Origin of the sequence: Nonomuraea sp. NPDC049152 (assembly GCF_040648355.1) — a bacterium.
GTDB lineage: Bacteria > Actinomycetota > Actinomycetes > Streptosporangiales > Streptosporangiaceae > Nonomuraea.
On the sequence record NZ_JBEZDO010000004.1, the window covers coordinates 73,553 to 95,693 of the forward strand.

Annotated in this window: 19 protein-coding genes; 11 read left to right on the forward strand and 8 right to left on the reverse strand. The window is 71.6% G+C overall.

The genetic code is table 11. The annotated features are described in order from the left end of the window. The first annotated feature begins 44 nt into the window (after positions 1-44). From AB0B45_RS09175 to AB0B45_RS09185, 3 genes are all read left to right on the forward strand, one after another. A complete protein-coding gene (locus tag AB0B45_RS09175; RefSeq protein WP_358127694.1) occupies positions 45-653 on the forward strand; it encodes a TetR family transcriptional regulator in 609 nt (202 codons plus the stop codon). 30 nt (positions 654-683) lie between these two features. Further along, positions 684-3,413 (forward strand): DEAD/DEAH box helicase, encoded by a 2,730-nt coding sequence (locus AB0B45_RS09180; protein ID WP_358127696.1) that lies wholly within the window; start codon positions 684-686, stop codon positions 3,411-3,413. Positions 3,414-3,594: 181 nt separating this feature from the next. Beyond that, complete coding sequence (locus AB0B45_RS09185; RefSeq protein WP_358127698.1) at positions 3,595-3,765, forward strand: hypothetical protein; 171 nt, start codon at positions 3,595-3,597, stop codon at positions 3,763-3,765. Positions 3,766-3,854: 89 nt separating this feature from the next. Here AB0B45_RS09185 and AB0B45_RS09190 read toward each other — a convergent pair whose 3' ends face one another. Then, entirely contained in the window at positions 3,855-5,282 is a 1,428-nt protein-coding gene (locus AB0B45_RS09190) for an RNB domain-containing ribonuclease (RefSeq protein ID WP_358127700.1), read from the reverse strand. Between the two features lie 154 nt (positions 5,283-5,436). On the opposite strand from AB0B45_RS09190, the gene AB0B45_RS09195 reads away from it, so the two are divergent. Then, positions 5,437-6,453, forward strand: a complete 1,017-nt coding sequence (locus tag AB0B45_RS09195) for a LacI family DNA-binding transcriptional regulator (RefSeq protein WP_358127702.1) — start codon at positions 5,437-5,439, stop codon at positions 6,451-6,453. Positions 6,454-6,495: 42 nt separating this feature from the next. On the opposite strand, the gene AB0B45_RS09200 is transcribed toward AB0B45_RS09195, so the two are convergent. From AB0B45_RS09200 to AB0B45_RS09220, 5 genes are all read right to left on the reverse strand, one after another. Continuing rightward, on the reverse strand, positions 6,496-8,700 hold the full coding sequence (locus AB0B45_RS09200; protein ID WP_358127703.1) for a xanthine dehydrogenase family protein molybdopterin-binding subunit: 2,205 nt from the start codon (positions 8,698-8,700) through the stop codon (positions 6,496-6,498). After that, positions 8,697-9,686, reverse strand: coding sequence for a xanthine dehydrogenase family protein subunit M (locus tag AB0B45_RS09205; protein ID WP_358127705.1), 990 nt, complete (start codon positions 9,684-9,686; stop codon positions 8,697-8,699). The genes AB0B45_RS09200 and AB0B45_RS09205 overlap by 4 nt, the downstream gene beginning before the upstream one ends. After that, positions 9,679-10,179 carry a (2Fe-2S)-binding protein gene (locus tag AB0B45_RS09210; protein WP_358127707.1) on the reverse strand — a complete coding sequence of 167 codons (501 nt, stop codon included), beginning with the start codon at positions 10,177-10,179 and terminating at the stop codon, positions 9,679-9,681. Before AB0B45_RS09210 ends, AB0B45_RS09205 begins: the two co-directional genes overlap by 8 nt. Before the next feature lie 128 nt (positions 10,180-10,307). Then, positions 10,308-11,201: a 5'-3' exonuclease H3TH domain-containing protein gene (locus tag AB0B45_RS09215; protein ID WP_358128366.1), complete on the reverse strand. Its 894-nt coding sequence runs from the start codon at positions 11,199-11,201 to the stop codon at positions 10,308-10,310. 10 nt (positions 11,202-11,211) lie between these two features. Then, entirely contained in the window at positions 11,212-12,483 is a 1,272-nt protein-coding gene (locus AB0B45_RS09220) for a SpoIIE family protein phosphatase (RefSeq protein ID WP_358127709.1), read from the reverse strand. A gap of 117 nt (positions 12,484-12,600) precedes the next feature. On the opposite strand from AB0B45_RS09220, the gene AB0B45_RS09225 reads away from it, so the two are divergent. Both AB0B45_RS09225 and AB0B45_RS09230 read left to right on the forward strand, forming a co-directional pair. Then, entirely contained in the window at positions 12,601-13,740 is a 1,140-nt protein-coding gene (locus AB0B45_RS09225) for an aminopeptidase P family protein (RefSeq protein ID WP_358127711.1), read from the forward strand. 178 nt (positions 13,741-13,918) lie between these two features. After that, positions 13,919-15,073 (forward strand): acyl-CoA dehydrogenase family protein, encoded by a 1,155-nt coding sequence (locus AB0B45_RS09230; RefSeq protein ID WP_358127713.1) that lies wholly within the window; start codon positions 13,919-13,921, stop codon positions 15,071-15,073. Here the strand turns inward: AB0B45_RS09230 and AB0B45_RS09235 are convergent. Further along, positions 15,051-15,602, reverse strand: coding sequence for a DUF4291 domain-containing protein (locus AB0B45_RS09235; protein WP_358127715.1), 552 nt, complete (start codon positions 15,600-15,602; stop codon positions 15,051-15,053). The two genes, AB0B45_RS09230 and AB0B45_RS09235, sit on opposite strands and share 23 nt — an antisense overlap. 56 nt (positions 15,603-15,658) lie before the next feature. Here AB0B45_RS09235 and AB0B45_RS09240 point away from each other — a divergent pair, with 56 nt between their 5' ends. The 4 genes from AB0B45_RS09240 to recQ all read left to right on the forward strand — a co-directional run bounded on the left by AB0B45_RS09240 (position 15,659) and on the right by recQ (position 20,312). Further along, a complete protein-coding gene (locus AB0B45_RS09240; protein WP_358127717.1) occupies positions 15,659-16,480 on the forward strand; it encodes a class I SAM-dependent methyltransferase in 822 nt (273 codons plus the stop codon). Between the two features lie 121 nt (positions 16,481-16,601). Further along, the gene (locus AB0B45_RS09245; RefSeq protein ID WP_358127718.1) at positions 16,602-18,047 is read left to right on the forward strand and encodes a hypothetical protein; all 1,446 of its coding nucleotides are present in this window, start codon (positions 16,602-16,604) and stop codon (positions 18,045-18,047) included. Beyond that, positions 18,001-18,402 carry a cupin domain-containing protein gene (locus AB0B45_RS09250; protein WP_358127720.1) on the forward strand — a complete coding sequence of 134 codons (402 nt, stop codon included), beginning with the start codon at positions 18,001-18,003 and terminating at the stop codon, positions 18,400-18,402. Before AB0B45_RS09245 ends, AB0B45_RS09250 begins: the two co-directional genes overlap by 47 nt. Before the next feature lie 77 nt (positions 18,403-18,479). Beyond that, a complete protein-coding gene (recQ, locus tag AB0B45_RS09255; protein ID WP_358127721.1) occupies positions 18,480-20,312 on the forward strand; it encodes a DNA helicase RecQ in 1,833 nt (610 codons plus the stop codon). A gap of 243 nt (positions 20,313-20,555) precedes the next feature. On the opposite strand, the gene AB0B45_RS09260 is transcribed toward recQ, so the two are convergent. Next, a complete protein-coding gene (locus AB0B45_RS09260; RefSeq protein WP_358127723.1) occupies positions 20,556-21,575 on the reverse strand; it encodes a polyprenyl synthetase family protein in 1,020 nt (339 codons plus the stop codon). A gap of 305 nt (positions 21,576-21,880) precedes the next feature. Between AB0B45_RS09260 and AB0B45_RS09265 the strand changes: the two genes are divergently transcribed. Further along, positions 21,881-22,105: a hypothetical protein gene (locus AB0B45_RS09265; protein WP_358127725.1), complete on the forward strand. Its 225-nt coding sequence runs from the start codon at positions 21,881-21,883 to the stop codon at positions 22,103-22,105. Positions 22,106-22,141: the final 36 nt, after the last annotated feature.

Sequence of the window (22,141 nt, forward strand, 5' to 3'; positions counted from 1 at the left end):
CTGGGTCAATATTTCGACCAAGTCAATATGGGTATGCTCGCGGAGTGGGGCTGCGCGAGCGCAAGAAGCTGGAGACCAGGCAGGCGATCCACGACGCCGCGATGGAGCTGTTCGGCGAGCGCGGCTTCGCCGAGGTGTCGGTCGTGGAGATCGCCGCCAGGGCCAAGGTCTCGAAGATGACTGTCTTCAACTACTTCCCGACCAAGGAGGACATCGTCCTCGCGCCCATGGAGGACGACCTCGGCGAGATCCCCGCCCTCATGACCGACCGGCTGCCCGGCGAGTCCGTCGCCGCCACGGCCAGGCGGCAGTTCCTCGACGCGCTGGCCAGGCACGCCCCGGAGACCGGCCTGTGCGACGGCCCCGAGTTCCTGCGCCTGCTCAACCTGCTGCGCCAGACGCCTTCGCTGGGGGCGCGGATGCTGCTGTTCCACGTCAAGGCCGAGATGAGGCTCGCCGCGGCGTTGGGCGGCGACGAGCGCGCGCCGTACGCGGCCAGCATGATCCACGCGCTGTGGCGCACCCTGCAGACGCAGAACACCACCCGCATCTACCTGGGCCAGAGCGCCGAGCAGGCCTACCCCGCGGCCGTCGAGGCGGCGGAGAAGGGGTTCGCGGTCCTGGCGAACGGGCTCGGCGACTACCTGGCCTGACCGGAATGGCGGTTTCGGTAGGCTGGCGGTATGACAACGCCAGCGGAACGCTACGCGGCCTTCCGTGAAAAGTACGGGGACGACGGCGCCGCACTCGGGTCGTTTCGGGGGCACTACGAATTCGAGCTGGACGAGTTCCAGATCGACGCCTGCCGAGCGTTGGAGGCGGGAGACGGTGTCCTCGTGGCGGCCCCCACCGGCTCGGGCAAGACCGTCGTCGGCGAGTTCGCCGTCCATCTGGCCCTGGAGCAGGGCCAGAAGTGTTTCTACACCACCCCCATCAAGGCGCTGTCCAACCAGAAGTACAACGACCTGGTCAAGCGGTACGGCACCGCCAAGGTCGGCCTGCTGACCGGCGACAACAGCGTCAACGGCGACGCGCCCATCGTGGTCATGACCACCGAGGTGCTGCGCAACATGCTCTACGCGGGCTCGTCCACGCTGTCGGGGCTGGGCTTCGTGGTGATGGACGAGGTCCACTACCTGGCCGACCGCTTCCGCGGCGCGGTGTGGGAAGAGGTCATCATCCACCTGCCCGACTCGGTCAGGCTGGTGGCGCTGTCGGCGACGGTCAGCAACGCCGAGGAGTTCGGCCAGTGGATGGGCGAGGTGCGCGGCGACACCACGGTGATCGTCGACGAGCACCGGCCCGTGCCGCTGTGGCAGCACATGATGGTCGGCAACAGGATCTACGACCTGTTCTCCTCCGACGACGGCGACAACCTCATGCGGATCAATCCGACGCTGATGCGCCTGACCCGCGACGAGGAGCGGCTGGCCGGTGGCAGGGGCAGAAGAGGGTACGGCAGGCCGCAGCGCTTCCGCCCGCCCGACCGGGCAGCGATCATCGACAAGCTCGACTCCGAGGGCCTGCTGCCGGCGATCACGTTCATCTTCTCCCGGGCGGGCTGCGACGCGGCCGTCATGCAGTGCCTGTACGCGGGCATCAGGCTCACCACCGAGCGCGAGAGCCACGAGATCCGCCAGATCGTCGACGAGCGCACCGCCCATCTGCCCGACGAGGACCTGGCGGTGCTCGGCTTCCTGGAGTGGCGCGACTGCCTGGAGCGCGGCCTGGCCGCCCATCACGCGGGCATGCTGCCGGCCTTCAAGGAGGTCGTGGAGGAGCTGTTCACCCGCGGCCTGGTCAAGGCCGTCTTCGCCACCGAGACCCTCGCGCTCGGCATCAACATGCCCGCGCGCAGCGTGGTGATCGAGAAGCTCGACAAGTGGAACGGCGAGACCCACGCCGACCTCACGCCGGGCGAGTACACCCAGCTGACCGGGCGCGCAGGCCGGCGCGGCATCGACGTCGAGGGCCACGCGGTCGTGGTGTGGCAGCCGGGCATGGACCCGATCTCGGTCGCCGGACTGGCGGGCACCCGTACCTACCCGCTGCGCTCCAGCTTCCAGCCCTCCTACAACATGGCCGTCAACCTGGTCGGCCAGTTCGGTCGCGAACGCGCCAAGACCCTGCTGGAAGCGTCGTTCGCGCAGTTCCAGGCCGACAGGGCGGTCGTCGGGATCGCCAAGCAGCTGCGCAAGCACGAGGAGGCGCTGGAGGGCTACCAGGAGGCGATGCACTGCCACCTGGGCGACTTCACCGAGTACGCGGGCCTGCGCCGCCGCCTGTCCGACCGCGAGACCGAGCTGTCCAAGCAGCGCGGCGCCGCCCGCAGGGCCGCGGCGGTGCGCTCGCTGGAGGACCTGAAGCCCGGCGACGTGATCCGCGTGCCCGGCGGGCGGAGGGCCGGGCTGGCCATCGTGCTCGACCCCGGACTCAACCCGCGGGGACATGGGCCCAACCCGCTCGTGCTGACGATCGGCAAGCAGGTCAAGAAGCTCGACCCGGCCGACTTCCCCGTGCCGGTCGAGCCGCTCGACAAGATCCGCATCCCGCGCAACTTCAACGCCCGCGCCCCCAAGGAGCGCGCCAACCTCGTCTCCTCGCTGCTGGCCAAGATGGGCGACCGCGACCTCGGCAAGCCGGCGCGGGCCCGCGACCACGCGGTGGAGGACGAGGAGATCACCGAGTTGCGGCGGCTGATCCGCCAGCACCCCTGCCACGGCTGCGCCGACAGGGAGGAGCACGCCCGCTGGGCCGAGCGCTACTACAAGCTGCTTCGCGAGACCGAGGGGCTGCGCCGCCGCGTCGAGGGCCGCTCCCACGTCATCTCGCGAACCTTCGACCGGATCTGCGCGGTGCTCGAGCAGCTCGGCTACCTGGAGGGCGAGACCGTCACCGGCGAGGGCCGCCGCCTCGGCCGCCTCTACACCGAGCTCGACCTGCTGACCGCCGAATGCCTGAGGGCGGGGCTGTGGGAGGAGCTCGACCCGGCCGAACTGGCGGCGTGCGTGTCTGCGCTGGTGTTCGAGTCCCGCCAGGCGGACGACGCCAGGCGCCCCAAGATCCCCGCGGGCAGGGCGCAGGACACGCTCACGGCGATGATCAGGTTGTGGGGCGAGCTGGAGGGCATCGAGCAGGACAACGGACTGTCGGTCATCCGCGAGCCCGACCTGGGGTTCGCCTGGGCGGCATTCCGCTGGACCAAGGGCCACAGCCTCGACGCGGTGCTGATGGACGGGATCAACGGCAACGAGCTGGCGGCGGGCGACTTCGTGCGCTGGGTCAAGCAGCTCATGGACCTGCTGAGCCAGCTCGGCAACGCCGCCCCTCCCGGCAGCAAGGTCAAGCAGACGGCGAACAAGGCCATGGACGCCATGCGCCGCGGCGTCGTCGCCTACTCCTCCCTGTCGTGAGCGCGCCCGCTCGCCGTGCGGTACGGCGGGCGGGCCCGTACAGGCCGCGAACGCGGGCGGCTGACCGCCCGGTCAAGGTGACGTGGTCGTAGGTTCACCTAAGGTCACCTTCGCGCCAGTTTTCCGGGTGATCACAGCGGAAATCCCCATGTCGGAAGGTCTCCCACGCCTGGAGGTTGGGATGTTCGCTCTCATCGCTGCCCTGCTGTTCGTGCTCGCCCTCGTGTTCGAGATCGCCGATGTGGCGGTAGGTGGTGTGGTCACCGTCGCCACGCTCGGCACCGCCGGCCTGCTGTGCGTCGCCCTCCACCTCATGGGCATCGGCGCAGGCTGGAGCCCGCTCAAGAAGTGAGTCACCGGTAGCACCCCGAACCGGGCCGCGTGCGGCACCCCCCGGCACCGCGCGCGGCTCTCGCTTGCGTGAAGGCGCGGTCGGCATGTTCAGGCGACGGTGAAGCGGACCTCGCGGGTGTTGGGGTCGGCCTGGGTGAGCCGGACCCTGACCGACTGGCCGAGCGGCAGCGGGGAGCCGTCGCAGCGGGCGATGACGGCGGGGTCGGTCAGCTGGACCAGGCCGCCGGGACGGCGCTCGTCGATGTCGAGTACGACGGCGTCGAAGCTCTGCCCGATCCTGTCGCGCAGCACGAATGCCTCCACCAGGTCGATCGAGGCCCGCTCGACCGCGTTCGCGCGGCGGCCCGTGATGGACATGATCTCGGGCAGGTCCTCCAGCGCCGCCTGGACGTCGTCGGGCACGGGCTCGCCCGCGGCGATCGCCAGGCACACCTCGGTCGCGTAGCGGTCGACCAGGCGCCGCAGCGGCGCGGTGACGTGCGCGTACGGCGCGGCCACCGCCGAGTGCTCGGCCAGCTTCGGCGGCTCGCCGTCGAAGGCGACGTAGCCGGAGCCGCGCAGCAGGATCTTCGACTCGTTGAGGAAGGCGGCGTTGGAGGGCACCTTGGGGTCGAGGTCGTGCACGACGTCGCCGTAGGAGGCGCCCTCAGGCCATGGCACCCCGAGCGCGAGGGCGGCCCTGCGAACAGTGGCCAGGTCGCTTGGCTGCGGCGGCGGGAGCACGCGCAGCACGCCGATCTCCGCGTCCAGCATCATCGAGGCCGCGCACATGCCGGTCAGCAGGGAGATCTGGGCGTTCCACGCCTCCGACGGCACCGGCGCCCGGTACTCCAGGCGGTAGCCGCCGTCGCCGGCGACGACCTCCTGCTCGAGGGTGGGCAGCGTGACGCCGCCGCGGGCGCGCTCCAGGCCCAGGCGCAGGCGGCCGACCTCGGCCAGCAGTTTCAGCGTGCCGTCGGCGGTGCCGGTGTCGACGGCGGCCTGCACGTAGTCGTAGTCGAGCCGCTCGCGGCTGCGCACCAGCGAACGCTGCACGTCCACGCCGATCAGGCCGCCCTCGGCGTCCAGGTCGATCCGCCACACGGCCGCGGGCCTGGTCACGCCGGGCAGCAGGCTGGCCGCGCCCTCGGACAGCACCTGCGGGTGCAGCGGGACCTTGCCGTCGGGCAGGTAGACCGTCTCCCCGCGCAGGCGCGCCTCGGCGTCGAGCGCGCCGCCCGGCCTGACGAAGGCGCCGACGTCGGCGATGGCGTACCACACGCGGTAGCCCGAGCCGAGCGCCTCGATGAAGAGGGCCTGGTCCAGGTCCATGGAGCCCGGCGGGTCGATGGTGACGAACGGCAGTTCGGTGAGGTCCTGCCTGACCGCGGGCGCGGGGTCGTCGGCCACGCGTGCGGCCTCCGCCAGCACGGCCTTGGGGAACTCCTCCGGCAGCTTGATCTCGCGCCTGATCCGCTCGAATCCGTCCGCGAGCCGCGGGTGGACATCTCCGGACAATCGGATGTTCGTGCTCACCTGATCAAACTTATCCCTTGATGCGAGCCCTCCTCGACGCCGTGGAAGAAGAAACGCCGCTGGTCCCGCCGTACGGCCGTCAGTGCAGTCGCTAAACCGTTCTAGTGCCTGCGCGCTCTCCCGATAGACTCCCGTGTCAAGAGGAAGGGGAGCCGTGGGGCGACCGACGATTGCCGACATCGCCCGCAGGGTGGGGGTGTCCAAGGGCGCGGTCTCCTTCGCGCTCAACGGCAGGCCGGGCGTGAGCGAGGAGACTCGGGCGCGCATCCTGCGGGTGGCCGAGGAGATGAACTGGCGTCCCCACAGCGCCGCCAGGGCGCTCGGCGGCGCCAGGGCCGAGGCTGCGGGCCTGGTCATCGCCAGGCCGGCCAGGACCATCGGGGTGGAGCCGTTCTTCGCCCACCTGCTGTCGGGCCTGCAGGCGGGGTTGTCGGCGGGCGCGGTGGCGCTGCACCTGCTGGTCGTGGAGGACACCGCGGCCGAGATCGAGATCTACCGGCGCTGGGCCTCCGAGGGGCGCGTGGACGGGTTCATCCTGGTCGACCTGCAGGTGCGCGACCCGCGTGTCGAGGTGCTCGACGGGCTCGGGGTGCCCGCCGTGGTGCTGGGCGGGCCCGGCCCCCACGGATCGCTGTCGTGCGTGTGGGCCGACGACAGAGGGGCGATGCTGTCGATCGCCGACTACCTGGCCGCGCTCGGCCACACCAGGATCGCGCACGTGGCCGGGCTGCCCGCCTTTCGTCACACCCAGCGGCGGATCAGGGCGCTGCGCGACTCGGCGCGCAGGCTCGGCCTGGAGGAGGTGGTCTCGGTCCCGACCGACTTCAGCGACGCGCAGGGGGCGGCGGCGACCAGGACGCTGCTGTCGCGCGGCCGCAGACCGACCGCGATCATCTATGACAGCGACGTCATGGCGGTGGCGGGGCTCGGCGTCGCGGCAGAGATGCGCGTCCCCGTGCCTGAGGAGGTGTCGATCGTGGCCTTCGACGACTCGGTGCTGGCCAGGATCGTGCATCCCACGCTCACCGCGCTGTCGCGGGACACGTTCGCGCTGGGCAGGCAGGTGGCGCAGACGCTGCTGGAGACGATCGCCGACCCGGCCGCTCCGCTGAACGTCAAGACGCCGACGCCCAGGCTGACCGTGCGGGAGAGCACCTCGGCGAGGAGCTGAACCGATTTAGCGACCTCAGGCGGTGCGCTCCCGCTGGACGCGCTAGAAGAGCTGGTCGATCGTGATGGGCAGGGAGCGGATCCGCCTCCCGGTGGCGTGGTGGACGGCATTGGCGATGGCGGCCGCCACGCCGACGAGGCCGATCTCGCCGACGCCCTTGACCCCGATGGGATTGAACCGGTCGGGCCGCCCGACGAAGATCACCTCCATGTCGGGGACGTCGGCGTTCACCGGGATCAGGTAGTCGCCGAAGGTGGCGTTGGCGATGCGCCCGGTCTTCGCGTCGGTGACCGTCTCCTCGAACATGGCCATGCCGATGCCGCCGACCGTGCCGCCGATGATCTGGCTGGTCGCGGTCTTCTCGTTCAGGATCCGGCCGGCGTCGATCACCGAGACGATCCGGGCCACCCGCAGCAGCCCGAGGTCGGGGTCGACCCGTACCTCCACGAACCTCGCGCCGAAGGGGCCCGCCGGCGCCAGGCCGAGCTCCTGGGGATCGGCAGGGGTGCTGGCACCGCCGGCGGTCAGCTCCTCCAGCCCGTGCGCCGCGAGGATGTCGGTGTAGGACTCACCGCGCTGCGGCGTTCCCGTGCGGTGGATGCGGCCGCCTGCGACGGTGACCTCGTCGACGCCGCACCCCGCCAGAGGTGAGGTGGGATCGTCGCGAACCATGTCGAGGAAGGCCCGCACGAGGTCGCGGCAGGCCGCGTGGACCGCGCTGCCGAGACCCGCCGTGAGGCCTGAGCCGCCCGCCTGGGCCCCTGGTGGCAGGTCGCTGTCACCGAGCTCGAAGGTCACCTGCTCCAGGTCCAGTCCGAGGAGCTCGGCCGACAGCTGGGTCATCACCGTGTAGGTGCCGGTGCCGATGTCGGTCACCGCGCTGCGCACCAGGGCCGTCCCATCCCTGCGCAGCGTCGCGCCGGCCTGGCATGGCGGCTGGTACCAGAAGAAGGAGACGCCGGCCAGGCCGTAGCCGATCAGCCAGTCGCCGTCGCGCATCGACCCGGGCTGGGGCGTGCGCCGCGACCAGCCGAACCGTTCGGCGCCGACCTCGTAGCACTCGCGCAGGGCCTTGCTCGACCACGGCAGGCCGAGTTGCGGGTGGTTCTCGGCGTAGTTGCGCAGCCGCAGGTCGAGCGGGTCGATGCCCAGGGCGTAGGACAGCTCGTCCATGGCCGACTCCAGCGCGAAGTTGCCCTGCGCCTCGCCGGGCCCGCGCATCGAGTTGCACCACGCGATGTTCAGCCGGACCTGCTGGTCGCGGGTGGAGACGTTGGGGCAGGCGTACGCGGCCGCCGTTCCCGCCGCGCACGGTTCGAGGTTGTCGCCCTCCATCTGCAGCGTCGTGGTGCTCTCGTGGTCGATCGCCACCAGCCGGCCCTCGCGTGCGGCGCCGATCCTGACGCGCTGCTCCGTGGCCGTGCGGTGGCCGATGCCGGTGAACATCTCCGGACGGGTCAGCACGAGCTTGACGGGACGGCCCACCGTGCGCGCGGCCAGCGCCGCCAGGATGACATGCGGCCACGCGCGCAGCCCTGCCCCGAAACCGCCGCCGACGAACGGTGCCAGCACCCGCACGCCGCTCTCCGGTACCTGGAACACCCGCGCGAGCGCCGTGCGCACATAGCCGGGCCACTGAGTGGCGTCGTGCACGGTGAGGGCGTCGCCGTCCCACGCGGCCACGGTGGCGAACAGGCCCAGCGGGTTGTTGGTGTTGTCCGCGGTGGTGTAGGTCGCCTCGAACCTCACCTCGGCGGAGGCCAGGGCGGCCTGTGCGTCGCCGCGCCGGGTGTCCATCCCCCACGGGTCGGTGAGCCGCTCCGCTCGCGGATCGTGGATGTCGATCACCGGCTCGGCCGGTTCGTAGTCCGCCTCGACCAGCCGGGCCGCGGCGGTCGCCTGCTCGGCGGTGCCGGCCACCACCACGGCCAGATACTGGCCGTGGTGCAGGATTCGATCGTCCTGCAGCGGGGGCGGCGGCGCGGACAGGAACGTGTCGGGCGCGTGCCCGAGCGAGGGCGCGTTCTCGTGGGTGATGACCGCCAGCACGCCAGGCGCGGCCTGGGCCGCGCTCGTGTCGAGACGGCTGATCCGCCCGGCGGCGACGGTGCTGCGCACGAGCGCGGCGTGTGCCAGGTTCGGGAAGGTGAAGTCGTTGGGGTAGTGCGCGGCGCCGGTGACCTTCAGCGGGCCGTCGATCCGGTCCACTCCCGCGCCGACCAGCGCGACCTGCTCCACAGTCGTCATGACACTCCTCCCGCGGCGGTTCGCAGGGCGCGCACGAGGGTGCGTCCGGCCAGCTCGACCTTGAAGGCGGTGCCCTCCACGGTGAACGGGTCCCGTATGGCGGCATCGGCTGCCGCGGTGAAGGTCCGCAGGTCGGCGGGTGCTCCGCGCAGGACCTCCTCGGCCGCCCGTGCGCGCCATGGAATCGTCGCGACACCGCCCAGGGCCACGCGTGCCTCGCGGATCACGTCGCCGTCGAGCCGCAGGGCCACTCCCGCGGAGGTGAGCGCGAACTCGTAGGAGACCCGGTCGCGGATCTTGAGATAGGTGGAGCGCGCGTCGGCGGGGAGCAGCGGGATCTCCACGGCGGTGATCAGCTCGCCCCTCGCGAGCACGTTCTCCACATCCGGAGTGTCGCCGGGCACGAGGTAGAACTCCGTCAGCGGAACCGAACGCCCGCCGTCCCTTCCCTGAAGGTGCACGACCGCGTCCAGTGCCACGAGCGGCACCGCCATGTCGGAGGCGTGCAGGGCGATGCAGTGTTCGCTCGCGCCCAGGATCGCGTGCATCCGGGCGGCCCCCTCCACCGCGGCGCAACCGGTACCACGGCGCCGCTTGTTGCAGGCGGGGACGGCGGGGTCGCGGAAGTACCTGCAGCGGGTGCGCTGGAGGAGGTTCCCGCCGATGGTCGCCATGTTCCGCAGCTGGACGGAGGCGCTCAGCAGCAGCGACTCGCGCAGGAACGGCAGGCGCTCGGCCACCGTGGGGTCGGTGGCCAGCTCCTCCATCGTGGTCAGCGCGCCGACCCGGAGCATGTCACCGCTGCGGGTGATGCCGCCGAGTGGCAACCGGGTGATGTCGATGAGCCGGTCGGGCGCCAGGACCCCGTCCTTCATCAGGTCCAGCTGGGTCGTGCCGCCGGCGAGGTAGGACGCGGCCGGATCGGCGGTCGCCGCGGCCACGGCCTGGCCCACCTCGCCGGCCCTGACGTATTCGAACTCACGCATCGCCGCCACCCGCCCCCGCGACCTCGCGGATGGCCGCGACGATGTTCGGATAGGCGCCGCACCGGCACAGGTTGCCGCTCATGAACTCGCGGATGTCCGCGTCCGACCCGGCGCGCCGCTCGGCCAGCAGGCATACCGCCGACATGATCTGCCCGGAGGTGCAGTAGCCGCACTGGAAGGCGTCGTGGCGGACGAACGCCTCCTGCACCGGATGGAGGGCGCCGCCGGCCGCGAGGCCTTCGACGGTGGTGATCTCCCGGCCTTCGCACTGCGCGGCCAGCGTCAGGCAGGACAGGATCCGCCTGCCGTCCGCCATCACGGTGCAGGCGCCGCAGGCGCCCTGGTCGCAGCCCTTCTTGGTGCCGGTCAGCTCCAGCGCGTCGCGCAGCGCGTCGAGGAGGGTCACGCGGGAGTCCAGGTCGAGCCGGTGGTCGACGCCGTTGACGGTCAGGGTCACCCCGACGCGCGGCACGGAGGTCTGCGAATGAACCACGTCTTGTGCCATAACCCCTCGATTCCGGCGCGGCGAACGCCGCGGCCTCTCGGGGGGAGGTCTTCTCCGACCGACTTTACGTCACCGTTTCGTCCCGTTTCATGGCGATCGACGGTGAAAGGGCCGGGTCAGCGGGACAGGGCGTCCAGGAGGCGGTTGAGCGGGCCGTCGAGGCCGTAGCGATCGGCCAGCCGTACCAGCTCCTCGGGGTCGCGCGGCTTGACCGGCAGCGTGAGGTCGGTCTCCGGCAGCGGCGCGGAGTCGGCCACCTTCACCACCGCGGGGGCGACGAGGAGGTAGTCGCGGGCGGCGGCCAGCTTGGTGCGGCACCCCGCGGGGAACCCGTCGGTCCGCCCCTCGTCGAGCGCGGCCAGCATCGCCTCCAGCGAGCCGAAGCGGGTGACCAGCGATGCCGCCGTCTTCTCGCCGACGCCCGCGACGCCGGGCAGGCCGTCGCTGGGGTCGCCGCGCAGGGTGGCGAAGTCGGCGTAGCCGCGGCCGGGGATGCCGTACTTGGCGGTGACGAACGCCTCGTCGACCACCTGCAGGTTGCGCACCCCCCTGGCGGTGTAGAGGACACGGACCGGACGGGAGTCGTCGACGAGCTGGAACAGGTCGCGGTCGCCGGTCACGATGTCGACCGCGCCGCCGGCCCGGTGGGTGAGGGTGCCGATGACGTCGTCGGCCTCGTAGCCGGCGGACTCGAGCCTGGCGATGCCGACCGCGTCGAGCACCTGCTCGATGACGGGGATCTGCGGCACCAGCGTGTCGGGCACCTCCTCGGTGTCGCCGAAGGCGACCCTGTGCGCCTTGTAGGTGGGGATGGCGGCCACCCTGAAGGCGGGCCGCCAGTCGGCGTCCATGGTGGCGACCAGCTCGGCGGGCGAGTGCTTGCGGACCAGCGTGGCGATCATGTCGATGAGGCCGCGCACGGCGTTGACGGGCATGCCGTCGGGCGCCGTCATCGACTCTGGGATGCCGTAGTAGGCCCTGAAGTAGAGCGACGGGGTGTCGAGAAGCATCAGCACCCGTCTATGGTCGCACCCCGGGACCCACGACGCCGACGGCCAGCAGGCAGGCGTCGTCCTCGGGGTTGGGGCCGCCGATGCCGGCCAGCAGCCGGTCGAGGCCCGCGTCGAGGTCGTAGGCGGGCAGCTCGCGCGCCGCCGCCACCGCCAGGGCCAGCCCCTCGTCGAGGTCGCGGGTGCGCCGCTCCACCAGCCCGTCGGTGAACAGCAGCAGCAGGTCGTCGGGCAGCAACTCGATGCTGGCCAGCTCGTACGGCTGCTCGCCCGTCGCCCCCAGCAGCACCCCGTGCGGCGGGTCGAGCTGCTTGGCCGTACCGTCACGCACCAGGATCGGCGCGAGGTGGCCCGCCTGACCCCAGGTGAACACGTTCGTGGCGGTGTCGAGGTGGCCGATGACCGCGGTCGCCGTCGTCTCGGCCAGGCGGTGCAGGACCAGCTCGTTGAGCCAGCGGAGCAGCTGGTCGGCCGGCTGTCCCGTCATGGTGAGCCCGATGAGCGCGTGGCGGAGCTGGGCCATGTGCGCGATGGCGGGCAGTCCGTGCCCGGAGACGTCGCCGATGGCCAGCAGCAGCCTGCCGTCGGGCAGGCCCGCCACCTCGAACCAGTCGCCGCCCAGGTTCGCGGAGTTGCCCGCGGGCACGTAGCGGACGGCCACGCGCGCCTGCGGCAGGTCGAGGCAGCCGATGGGCTCGGGCAGGATCGCCTCGCGCATCGCGATCATCACGTGCCGCTCCTCCGCCGCCCGCTCGCGGGCCTCGAGCAGCTGGCGGCGCGACTCGGTCATGATGCGCTCGGCTCTTCGCCGCCCCGTGATGTCCTGTACGACGCCGTGGACGCCGGTGGGGCCGCCCGCGCCCATGAGCGGTTCGAGTACCACGCGCAGGTTGCGGAGCTCGGCGCCGCGCCTGATCCTGAACTCCGCCTGGACGGGCTCGACGCCCTGCACGACCGTCCACAGCAGCTGGTCGAGCGCGGCCAGGTCGGTCGTCTCGACGTAGGCGGCCAGGTCGGGCAGGCTGATGGGCCCTTCGGAGGGGTCCCTGCCGAAGATGACGTAGACGTGGTCGGACCAGGCCGCCGCGCCGGTGCGCAGGTTCCACTCGGCCCAGCCCATGTTGCCCAGGCGCTGGGCGTGGGCGAGCTGGACGGCCAGGGCGTCGGCCGCCTCGCGTTGCTGGAGCTGATCGGCGAGCTGTCGCAGGAGCTCGCCGGCCGCCATCGGCCCGCCGGGCCGCTGGTCGTCAGGGGAGTGAAGGGGTGGCTGAGGGCCGCCCACGACGCCGACCATAAGGGGCTCACTTCTCGAATCGCTGGAACGGGACAATTGCCCCACAATAAGTGATCGTCCTGGTACGGAGTGTAGCGATTGGCTTGCGAGTTGTGAGAGCTTTTCATGGAATTCGACAACGGTAGATTGGCCCATGTGACGTCCCAAGACCTTTACCCCGTGTCCCGCCTCGCCGCCGCCCAGGAGGCCACCGCCAAGGCGGGCCTCGACGCTCTGCTGCTCACCCCCGGCCCCGACCTGCGCTACGTGAGCGGATACGAGGCGCTCCCGCTGGAGCGGCTGACCTGCCTGGTGGTGCCCGCGAGCGGCGAGTCGTTCATGATGGTGCCACGCCTGGAGCTTCCCGCCGCGCAGGCCTCGCCTGCCGCGCGCCTCGGCCTCGACTTCGTGGCATGGGACGAGACCGACGACCCCTACGGCATCGTCGCCGCGCGCCTCGGCCAGGTCGCCAAGGTGGGGCTCGCCGACCGGATGTGGGCGATGGCCTCGCTGCGCTTCCGCGCCGCCATGCCCTCCGCCGAGCAGGTGCTGGCCGGCACCGTGCTGCGCGAGCTGCGCATGCGCAAGTCGGCCGTCGAGGTGGACGCGCTGCGCGAGGCGGGGGAGGCGATCGACGCCGTGCACCGGCAGGTTCCCCGCTTCCTCAAGGCCGGTCGTACGGAGCGGGAGGTCGGCAAGGACATCCACGACGCGATCCTCGCGGCGGGACACTCCATTGTCGACTTCGTGATCGTCGCCTCAGGGCCCAACGGCGCCAGCCCGCACCACGAGGTCTCCGACCGGGTCATCCAGGCGGGCGAGCCCGTGGTCGTCGACATCGGTGGGCAGCTGCACAACGGCTACTGCTCCGACTCCACCCGCACCTACTGCGTGGGAGAGCCGCCCGCCGACTTCGCCGCCTACTACGAGGTGCTGCGGCAGGCGCAGGAGGCGGCCTGCGCCGCGGTACGGCCCGGCGTGAGCTGCGAGTCGATCGACGCCGCGGCCAGGTCGGTGATCGAGGACGCGGGCTACGGCGAGTACTTCATCCACAGGACCGGGCACGGGATCGGCATCGAGACGCACGAGGAGCCGTACATCGTGTCGGGCAACACCGAGCCGATGCAGGCCGGGTTCGCGTTCTCGGTCGAGCCCGGCATCTACCTGCCGGGGCGGCACGGGGCGCGGATCGAGGACATCGTGGTCTGCACCGAGGACGGCGGGACGCGGCTCAACAACACCACGCGCGAGCTCGTGATCGTCTGACGGATCGGCCGGCTCGGGCGCCGTCAGGGCCCGAGCCGTGCCCGGGGGCTCCCGCGGCTTCGGCAATGGCGTCCTTCCGCGGGACGGGCGTGCGGCCGACCGACCGGTCTCCGCGGCCGGCGGCGATGACAGAATCGGGACATCGGAGACCCCGAGCCCATCACTGGAGCGTGTCGCGATGACCGTTGAGCGTGCCCTGCCCACCCCTGAGGCGCACGACCTGATCGACCTGACCCGAGACCTGATCGCCAAGGAGATCGCGCCCCGCGCGGCCGCCGACGAGTCGGCTGGACGCTTCCCCCGCGAGGTGTTCACCACCCTCGGCGCGACGGGACTGCTCGGCCTGCCGTACCCCTCGGAGTACGGCGGGGCCGACCAGCCGTACGAGGTCTATCTGCAGGTGGTCGAGGAGCTGGCGGCCGGATGGCTGGCCGTCGGCCTGGGTGTGTCGGTGCACACGCTGTCGTGCTTCCCCGTGGCCTCCTTCGGCACGCCGGAGCAGCGGGAGGAGCTGCTGCCCGACATGGTCGGCGGCGAGTTGCTCGGCGCCTACTGCCTGTCGGAGGCCTCCTCGGGCTCGGACGCGGCCGCGCTGACCACCCGCGCGGTGCCGGGCCCCGACGGCTACACCGTCGACGGCGTCAAGGCGTGGATCACCCACGGCGGCGTCGCCGACTTCTACATGCTCATGGCCCGCACCGGCGACCGGGGCGCCCGCGGCATCTCCTGCCTGCGCGTGCCGTCCGGGCTCGAAGGGCTCTCCTACGGCGTGCCCGAGCACAAGATGGGCATGCGCTCCTCTCCGACGGCGCAGGTCCGCTTCGACGCGGTACGGCTCCCGCAGTCCGCGCTGGTCGGCGCCGAGGGCGAGGGCTTCCGCATCGCCATGGCCGCGCTCGACGGCGGACGGCTCGGCATCGCGGCGTGCGCGGTCGGCGTGGCCCAGGCCGCCTTCGACGCCGCCACCGCCTACGCGGGGGATCGGCGCCAGTTCGGCTCGCGGATCATCGACTTCCAGGGCATCGGCTTCATGCTGGCCGACATGGCCACCCAGATCGCCGCCGCCCGCGCCCTCTACCTGGAGGCCGCGCGGCTGCGTGACGCGGGCAGGCCGTACGGGACCAAGGCGGCGATGGCGAAGCTGTTCGCCACCGACATGTGCATGAAGGTGACCACGGACGCGGTGCAGGTGCTCGGCGGCTACGGCTACGTCGAGGACTTCCCCGTCGAGCGCTACATGCGCGAGGCCAAGGTCCTGCAGATCGTGGAGGGCACCAACCAGATCCAGCGCCTGGTCATCAGCCGCGCTCTCACTCCCGAGTCGCGCCGATGACCTCGGCCAGCTCCCTCGGTAGCGGGTAGGGGCGCTCGGCCGGCAGCAGAGGAGTCAGGTCGCGGCCTTCACGCAGTGCCGCGTGCAGGCCGCGTACCCGCTCGGTCAGGTCGGTGATCGACAGCGTCCACTCGCCGACGTAGCGGTCGACGGCCTCGCCCGACAGGCCGATCTGGATCGACCGGTACGGCAGCGCGTTGTGGCGGGGGTCGCGTTCGGGATCCCACTGGACACGCACCGGCATGTCCCGCCGGTCCGACAGGCAGGAGTGCGCCAGCGCCCACTCGAATCCCTCGCGGGTCAGCTCGATCGCCAGCACGCGGCCCTGGCCCTCCTTGGTGGCGTAGCCGCAGCGGTACATCATCCACAGGAACGACGGCTTGATCCAGGTCATCCGCTCGCGCTTGAACGGCGGGACGAACCGCTGCGCCGCCACGGCGGGAGCGGCGATGGCCGGATCGTAGGCCTGGTAGACGGTGATGGACTCCTCGGTGTAAGCGGCTCGGATCTGCCGGTATGGGACGTTCATGGCCATCAGCGTGCCGAACCCGCACAACTCACGGCAACGGGATTACCGTCGCAAGCATGGACAACCGCGAGAGGGTCACCCTCACAGGCGCCCAGGAGACCCTGCTGGCCACCCTGTACGGCAGGGCGCTCGACGCCCGAGCCCGCGACCCCATCCTGGGCGACGAGCAGGCCGTCACCGCGGTGCGCCGGATCGACTACGACTTCCGCAGGACCGGCGTCAACGCGACCACGGCGGCGGGCGTCGCGCTGCGCGCCAAGCAGCTCGACGACTGGCTCGAGGAGTTCCTGGCGGCCAACGCCTCGGCGACCGTGCTGCATCTGGCGTGCGGCCTGGACACCAGGGCGCACCGGGTGGCCAGGCCCGCCACGGTCAGGTGGGTCGACGTGGACTTCCCCGAGGTGATCTCGCTGCGTGAGCGGCTGCTGTCGACGCCTGACGGCGACTACACGCAGATCGCGACGTCGGTGACGGGGGAGGAGTGGCTGGAAGGGGTGCCCGCCGACCGGCCGACCGTCGCGGTGTTCGAGGGACTGACGATGTACCTGCGGGAGGAGGACGGCCGGCGGCTCATCGAGCGGATCACGGGGCGGTTCCCTTCGGGGGAGCTGCTGTTCGACGTGTACGGGACGATGGGGATCAGGCTGCAGAAGCTGGTGCCCGCGGTGCGGAACTCGGGGGCGCGTCTGTACTGGGGGGTGGACGACCCTCGGGTGATCGAAGAGTGGCACGACCGGCTGGTGTGCACGGACTCGGTGCGGAGCGTGGAGATGCCGGGGGTGGACCGGTTGCCGCCGGTGGGGCGGGCGCAGATGTGGGTGCTGGCGCGGATCCCGAGGCTGCGGGATGTCGGGAGGATGCTCCGCTTCCGCTTCTAGGGCGGCCGAACCGATTTCCCGGCGAGCTGTGAACCTTTTCCGCGACAAGTGGTGAAACCAAGGAGACCACGTCGGCACGGGGGACCCCGGCCGGCCATCTCCTGGGAGTCTCGTCGTGCGCGTGCCGTCGTTTGGTTTTGTGCTGCCCGGAAACCGCCATCTCGCGTTCCTGGCGGCACTGATCCCGGCCCTCGTCCTGCGCGTCCTGGCGATGGTCGGCTACCGGCCCACGCTGTGGTTCTGGGCGGACTCCTTCTCCTACCTCGGAGCGGCGGCCGACCCTGTCCCTGGAACGTTCCGGCCCCTCGGATACCCCCTGTTCCTCGCCGCGCTCGCGCCGGGCCACAGCCTTGCCCTCGTCACCGCGGTCCAGCACGTCCTGGGGCTGGGCCTGGCGGTCGCGGTGTACGTGGTGCTGCGCCGGCGCGGCCTGCCGGGCTGGGGTGCGACGGTCGTGACCATGCCCCTGCTGTACGACGAGTTCCTGATCCTGCTCGAACACATGATCATGGCGGACGCGCTGTTCACCGTCCTGGTCACGGCAGGGGTGATCATGCTGTCGCGCCGGGCCGTCACACCGCTGTCGGCGGGCGTCGGCGGGGCGCTGCTCGGGCTCGGGGCGATCACCAGGACCATCGGCGTGGCCGTGCTCGTGCTGGCCGTGGGGCATCTGCTGCTGCGCCGTACCGGATGGCGGTCCTTGGCGGGGCTGGTGCTCGGTGGGGCGCTGCCGCTGGTGGCGTACGCCACCTGGATGTACGGCACCAGCGGCACGTTCGGGCTGACCCGAGCCGACGGGCTCTTCCTGTGGGCGCGCACCATGACCTTCGCCGACTGCTCGGTGATACGGCCGGAGCCGAAGCTGGCGCCGCTCTGTCCCTCGACGCCGGTGGCAGGGCGGCCCGCGCCCGCCTTCTGGCTGTGGGGACCGGCCTCCCCGCTGGCCGGCATGCCACGCGACAAGAACGCGCTGGCAGGACGGTTCGCCCGTGCCGCCATCATGGCCCAGCCCTTCGACTACCTGACCGCCGCGGGCGGTGACCTGCGCCGGCTGCTGCGCTGGGAACGCACCGCGGCCAGGACGGCGTCGATGAAGAACACCAACCCCTACTGGTTCCCCTTCGAGGAGCGAGCGCTGAAGAAGTCCGCCAGTGCGGCGGCGGAGGCGTACGAGGGCGGCCCGGCGGCGACGCGGATAGCCGAGCCCTACGCCGGATGGCTGCGCGTCTACCAGCGCTTCGGATACCTGCCCTTCCCGCTGCTGGTCGCGCTGCTCGGGGGCGCCGTAGTCCTGGCGTCGGTACGGCGGCGGCACGACGCCCTGCTGCCGGGCCTGGCGGCCGCGGCGCTGGTCCTGGCACCGCCGTTCCTGACCGGGTTCGACGTCCGCTACGTCGTCCCCGCCATCCCGTTGACCTGCCTGGCCGCGGGCCTCGCCGCAGCGGGACGCACGCGTCGGCCGACCGGGCGGAACGGGGTCGACGCGGCTGACGCGGCGCGTGTCTCCGACGCCGGTGGTCGTGCGCGACCCCGACCTGACGGACGACACGCCGGTCTCCGTTCATGACGCCGGCCACGGCCCGGTCCCGGCGCCGCGCAGCAGGTGGGCCAGGTGCCCGAGGTCGGGCAGGCGACCCGTCCACGAGGAACTGCTGCGCCGGATCAGCGGCGGCCACAGCCTGGAGCTGTGGCGGCTGCGCCTGCCCCCGCACACGGCCGTCGACGGGGTGCCCCACGCCCCGGGCACGACCGAGCACCTGCTCGTCGCCTCGGGCCGGCTCCACGCGGGTCCCGCCGATGACCTTCGCACGCTCGGGGCAGGCGACCTGCTGGCCTTCGCGGGGGACGCTCCTCACGGCTACCGGACCGACGACGAGCCCGCCGACGTCACCGTCGTCATCGCCTCCCCCGCCATCGGCTGACGCGGATTGGAGCGCCAGGTGTCGCGCACCTCGCCCGTGCGGCCGTTTTCGTCGGCGACCTCTCCTAGAGTGGCCCGGTGACTTCCCCCGACCTCGTTCCCCAGGCAACCGACGTGCTGCGGCGCGTCTTCGGCTACGACTCCTTCAGGGAGGGGCAGCAGGAGATCATCGACCACGTGGTCGCGGGCGGCGACGCGCTGGTGCTCATGCCGACAGGCGGCGGCAAGTCGCTGTGCTACCAGATCCCCGCCCTGGTACGGCAGGGCACGGGCGTGGTCGTCTCCCCGCTGATCGCGCTCATGCAGGACCAGGTCGACGCGCTGACCACGGCGGGCGTCAGGGCCGGGTTCCTCAACTCCACGCAGGAGCCGGGGGAGCGGGCCGCGGTCGAGGAGGCGTTCGTGGCGGGCGAGCTCGACCTGCTCTACCTCGCGCCCGAGCGGTTGCGCTCCGAGCAGACGCTGCGGCTGCTGGCCAGGGGGTCGATCTCGCTGTTCGCGATCGACGAGGCCCACTGCGTGGCGCAGTGGGGCCACGACTTCAGGCCCGACTACCTGGCGCTGTCCACGCTGCACGAGCGCTGGCCCGACGTGCCGCGCATCGCGCTGACGGCGACCGCGACGCCGGAGACGCACAGGGAGATCACTGCCAGGCTCGGCCTGGAGCGGGCGCGCCACTTCGTGGCCAGCTTCGACCGCCCCAACATCCAGTACAGGATCGAGCCGAAGAACGAGCCGAAACGGCAGCTGCTGCGGCTGATCCGCGCCGAGCACGACGGGGACGCCGGCATCGTCTACTGCCTCTCGCGCGCCTCGGTGGAGAAGATCGCCGCGTTCCTGCAGGAGAACGGAGTGGGCGCGCTGCCGTACCACGCGGGGCTCGACGCCCGAACGCGCGCCGCCCACCAGGCCCGCTTCCTCAGGGAAGACGGCATGATCATGGTGGCGACGATCGCCTTCGGCATGGGCATCGACAAGCCCGACGTGCGCTTCGTCGCCCACCTCGACCTGCCCAAGTCCATGGAGGGCTACTACCAGGAGACCGGCAGGGCGGGGCGCGACGGGCAGCCCGCCACCGCGTGGCTCGCCTACGGCCTGCAGGACGTCGTGCAGCAGCGCCGCATGATCGACACCTCCGAGGGCGACGACGCCCACCGGCGGCGGCAGTCCGCACATCTCGACGCCATGCTCGCCCTCTGCGAGACGGCCGAGTGCCGCAGGGTGCGCCTGCTGGCCTACTTCGGGCAGGAGGGCGCGCCGTGCGGCAACTGCGACACCTGCCTGACCCCGCCCGAGACCTGGGACGGCACGATCGCCGCCCAGAAGCTGCTGTCGACCGTGCTGCGGCTGCAGCGCGAACGGGGCCAGCGGTTCGGCGCGGGCCAGCTGATCGACATCCTGCTCGGCAAGAAGACCGACAAGGTGCTGCAGTTCGACCACGCCTCGCTGACGGTGTTCGGCGTCGGCACCGAGCTGAGCGAGACGCAGTGGCGCGGGGTGGTGCGGCAGCTGCTGGCGCTCGGGATGCTGGCCGTCGAGGGCGACTACGGCACGCTGGTCCTCACCGACGCGGCCGGGTCGGTGCTCCGGGGTGAGCGCCAGGTGATGCTGCGGCACGACCCGGTGGCCAAGAAGGCCGACAAGCCGGCCAAGGCGGCCCGCCAGGCCGCGGCGGCCGAGCTGCCCGCCGAGGCCCAGCCACTGTTCGAGCTGCTGCGCGCGTGGCGCGGGGCCACGGCGAAGGAACAGGGCGTGCCCGCGTACGTCATCTTCCACGACGCCACGCTGCGCGAGATCGCCGCCCGCCGTCCGGGGTCGCTGGCGGAGCTGTCGGGGATCTCGGGGGTGGGGGAGAGCAAACTGGCCAAGTACGGCGAGCAGGTCCTCGCCGCGATGGCCGAGGCCGAGTGACCTCATGCCTTCGCCGCGCCGATCGGCGCGGCGCTCGCCGAAGAGCGGCCCGCCTGGCTGCCGATGATCCTGCCGCAGGGCCGATGCGATGATGGGGCGGCCCCGCCCCTCCAACGCTCCCTGGCTCTCGGCGCGGGACTTTCAGGGCCCGCCCGCAGGGGCCCGTCTGGCCGGGAGTGACCCGCGGGGGTGGTGCGTGTGTTTCAGGACCCGCCGCAGGGGCGCGAGCGATCGGGGGGCATGTCAGTGGGTGCGGTTCATGAGTGAGGTGCACAGCGCGCGCAGGTCGGCGGCCGAGGGGAAGACGCGGTCGAGGATGTCGAGCGCTCGGGAGGCGTGACCGGCGGCCATGGCGAGGGTCGTGGTCCTGCCGCCCGCCGCCTCGATGAGGTCGGCGGCCAGCCGTACCGACTCCTCGTCGTCGGCGCCGCACGCCAGCAGCGCCGACAGCTCGCGGCCCGCCGCGGACCCCGATGCGAGCGCGGCCAGCACGGGCAGCGCCTTCTTCCTGCGGCGCAGGTCACCGAAGACGGGCTTGCCGGTGTGCGACGGGTCGCCCCAGATGCCGAGCACGTCGTCCACCATCTGGAAGGCCAGACCCAGCTCGCGGCCCATGTCGTGCATCCGCGCGGCCAGCGGCTCGGGCGCGCCGGCGAGCGTGACGCCGAGGGCGGCGGCGCAGGCCAGCAGCGAGCCGGTCTTGTCGGCGGCCATGTCGGCGTACTCGGCCACGCTCACCGCGTCGTGGCCGGTCCACGGCCGTTCCTCGAACGCCATGTCCTGCGTCTGGCCATGCACGAGCCGTACCAGCGCGGACGACAGGTGTCCTGTGGCGGCCGCGGCGTGCGGGCCGGTCGCCACCGACCTGATCGCCAGCGCCAGCAACGCGTCCCCGGCCAGGATCGCGGGCCCCACCCCGTACGCCTTCCACACGGCGGGCTTGTGCCTGCGATGCTCATCGCTGTCGATGATGTCGTCGTGCACGAGCGAGAAGGCGTGCACGAGCTCCACCGCGACGGCGCCGGGCAGTGCCGTCTCCAGCGTGCCGCCCGCGGCCTGCGCGCACAGCATGGCCAGCGCGGGGCGCAACCCCTTGCCCGCGTGGCCCTCGATGGGGGTGCCGTCGATGTCCGACCAGCCAAGGGAGAAGGCCGCCATCCGTTCGCCCCACGGGTGGAGGTCGGCCACCGCCGCGCGCATCGCGGGTTCGAGCAGCTCACGGCAGCGGGAGAGGGCGTCGGCAGGAAGCGCGTGGTCAGCCATCGGTCCGCCGATGCACTGGCGTGACGCTGTAAGTCGCCATCAATCTCCTACCTTGATCAGTAACGGGCGATCATGCGTTACTCCACGCGAGCAATCATGAATATTGCGAAGGAGGAGTAGATGTCGACCGGCCGCCCGGTATGCGAAGACTCGGTGATCGCGGCGTTGGCTGCCGGACCAGCGCCGAGACCATCATGGGGCAGATCTCCGCGGTGGATATCTCCAGGTTTGTGCCAGCTTATGACACTGCCTTCACCCCCCGCTTCACCACCCCGGGACCCGGTGAAGCGCATGCTGGGCGCCGGATGACCGCGGAGCAGGCCGCGGCGCCGCACCGGGGCAGGATCGGCGCGTGCGCCGGCGCGTTCGCCACGGGGTGCTCGTTTCTGCGTGATGGTGGCCTGGGTGATCGGCCGGCGCTCTCGTATGGCAAGGTCTTCAATCCGACGCGGGCCCTGGTCAGGGCAGCACTGCTGGCTGCTTTCCACGTGGCGAGTGCGACCGGAGTGGCCTTCCTGATACGATCATGAACCTAAATGTCAGCGAATCCGACAATTGCGACATTT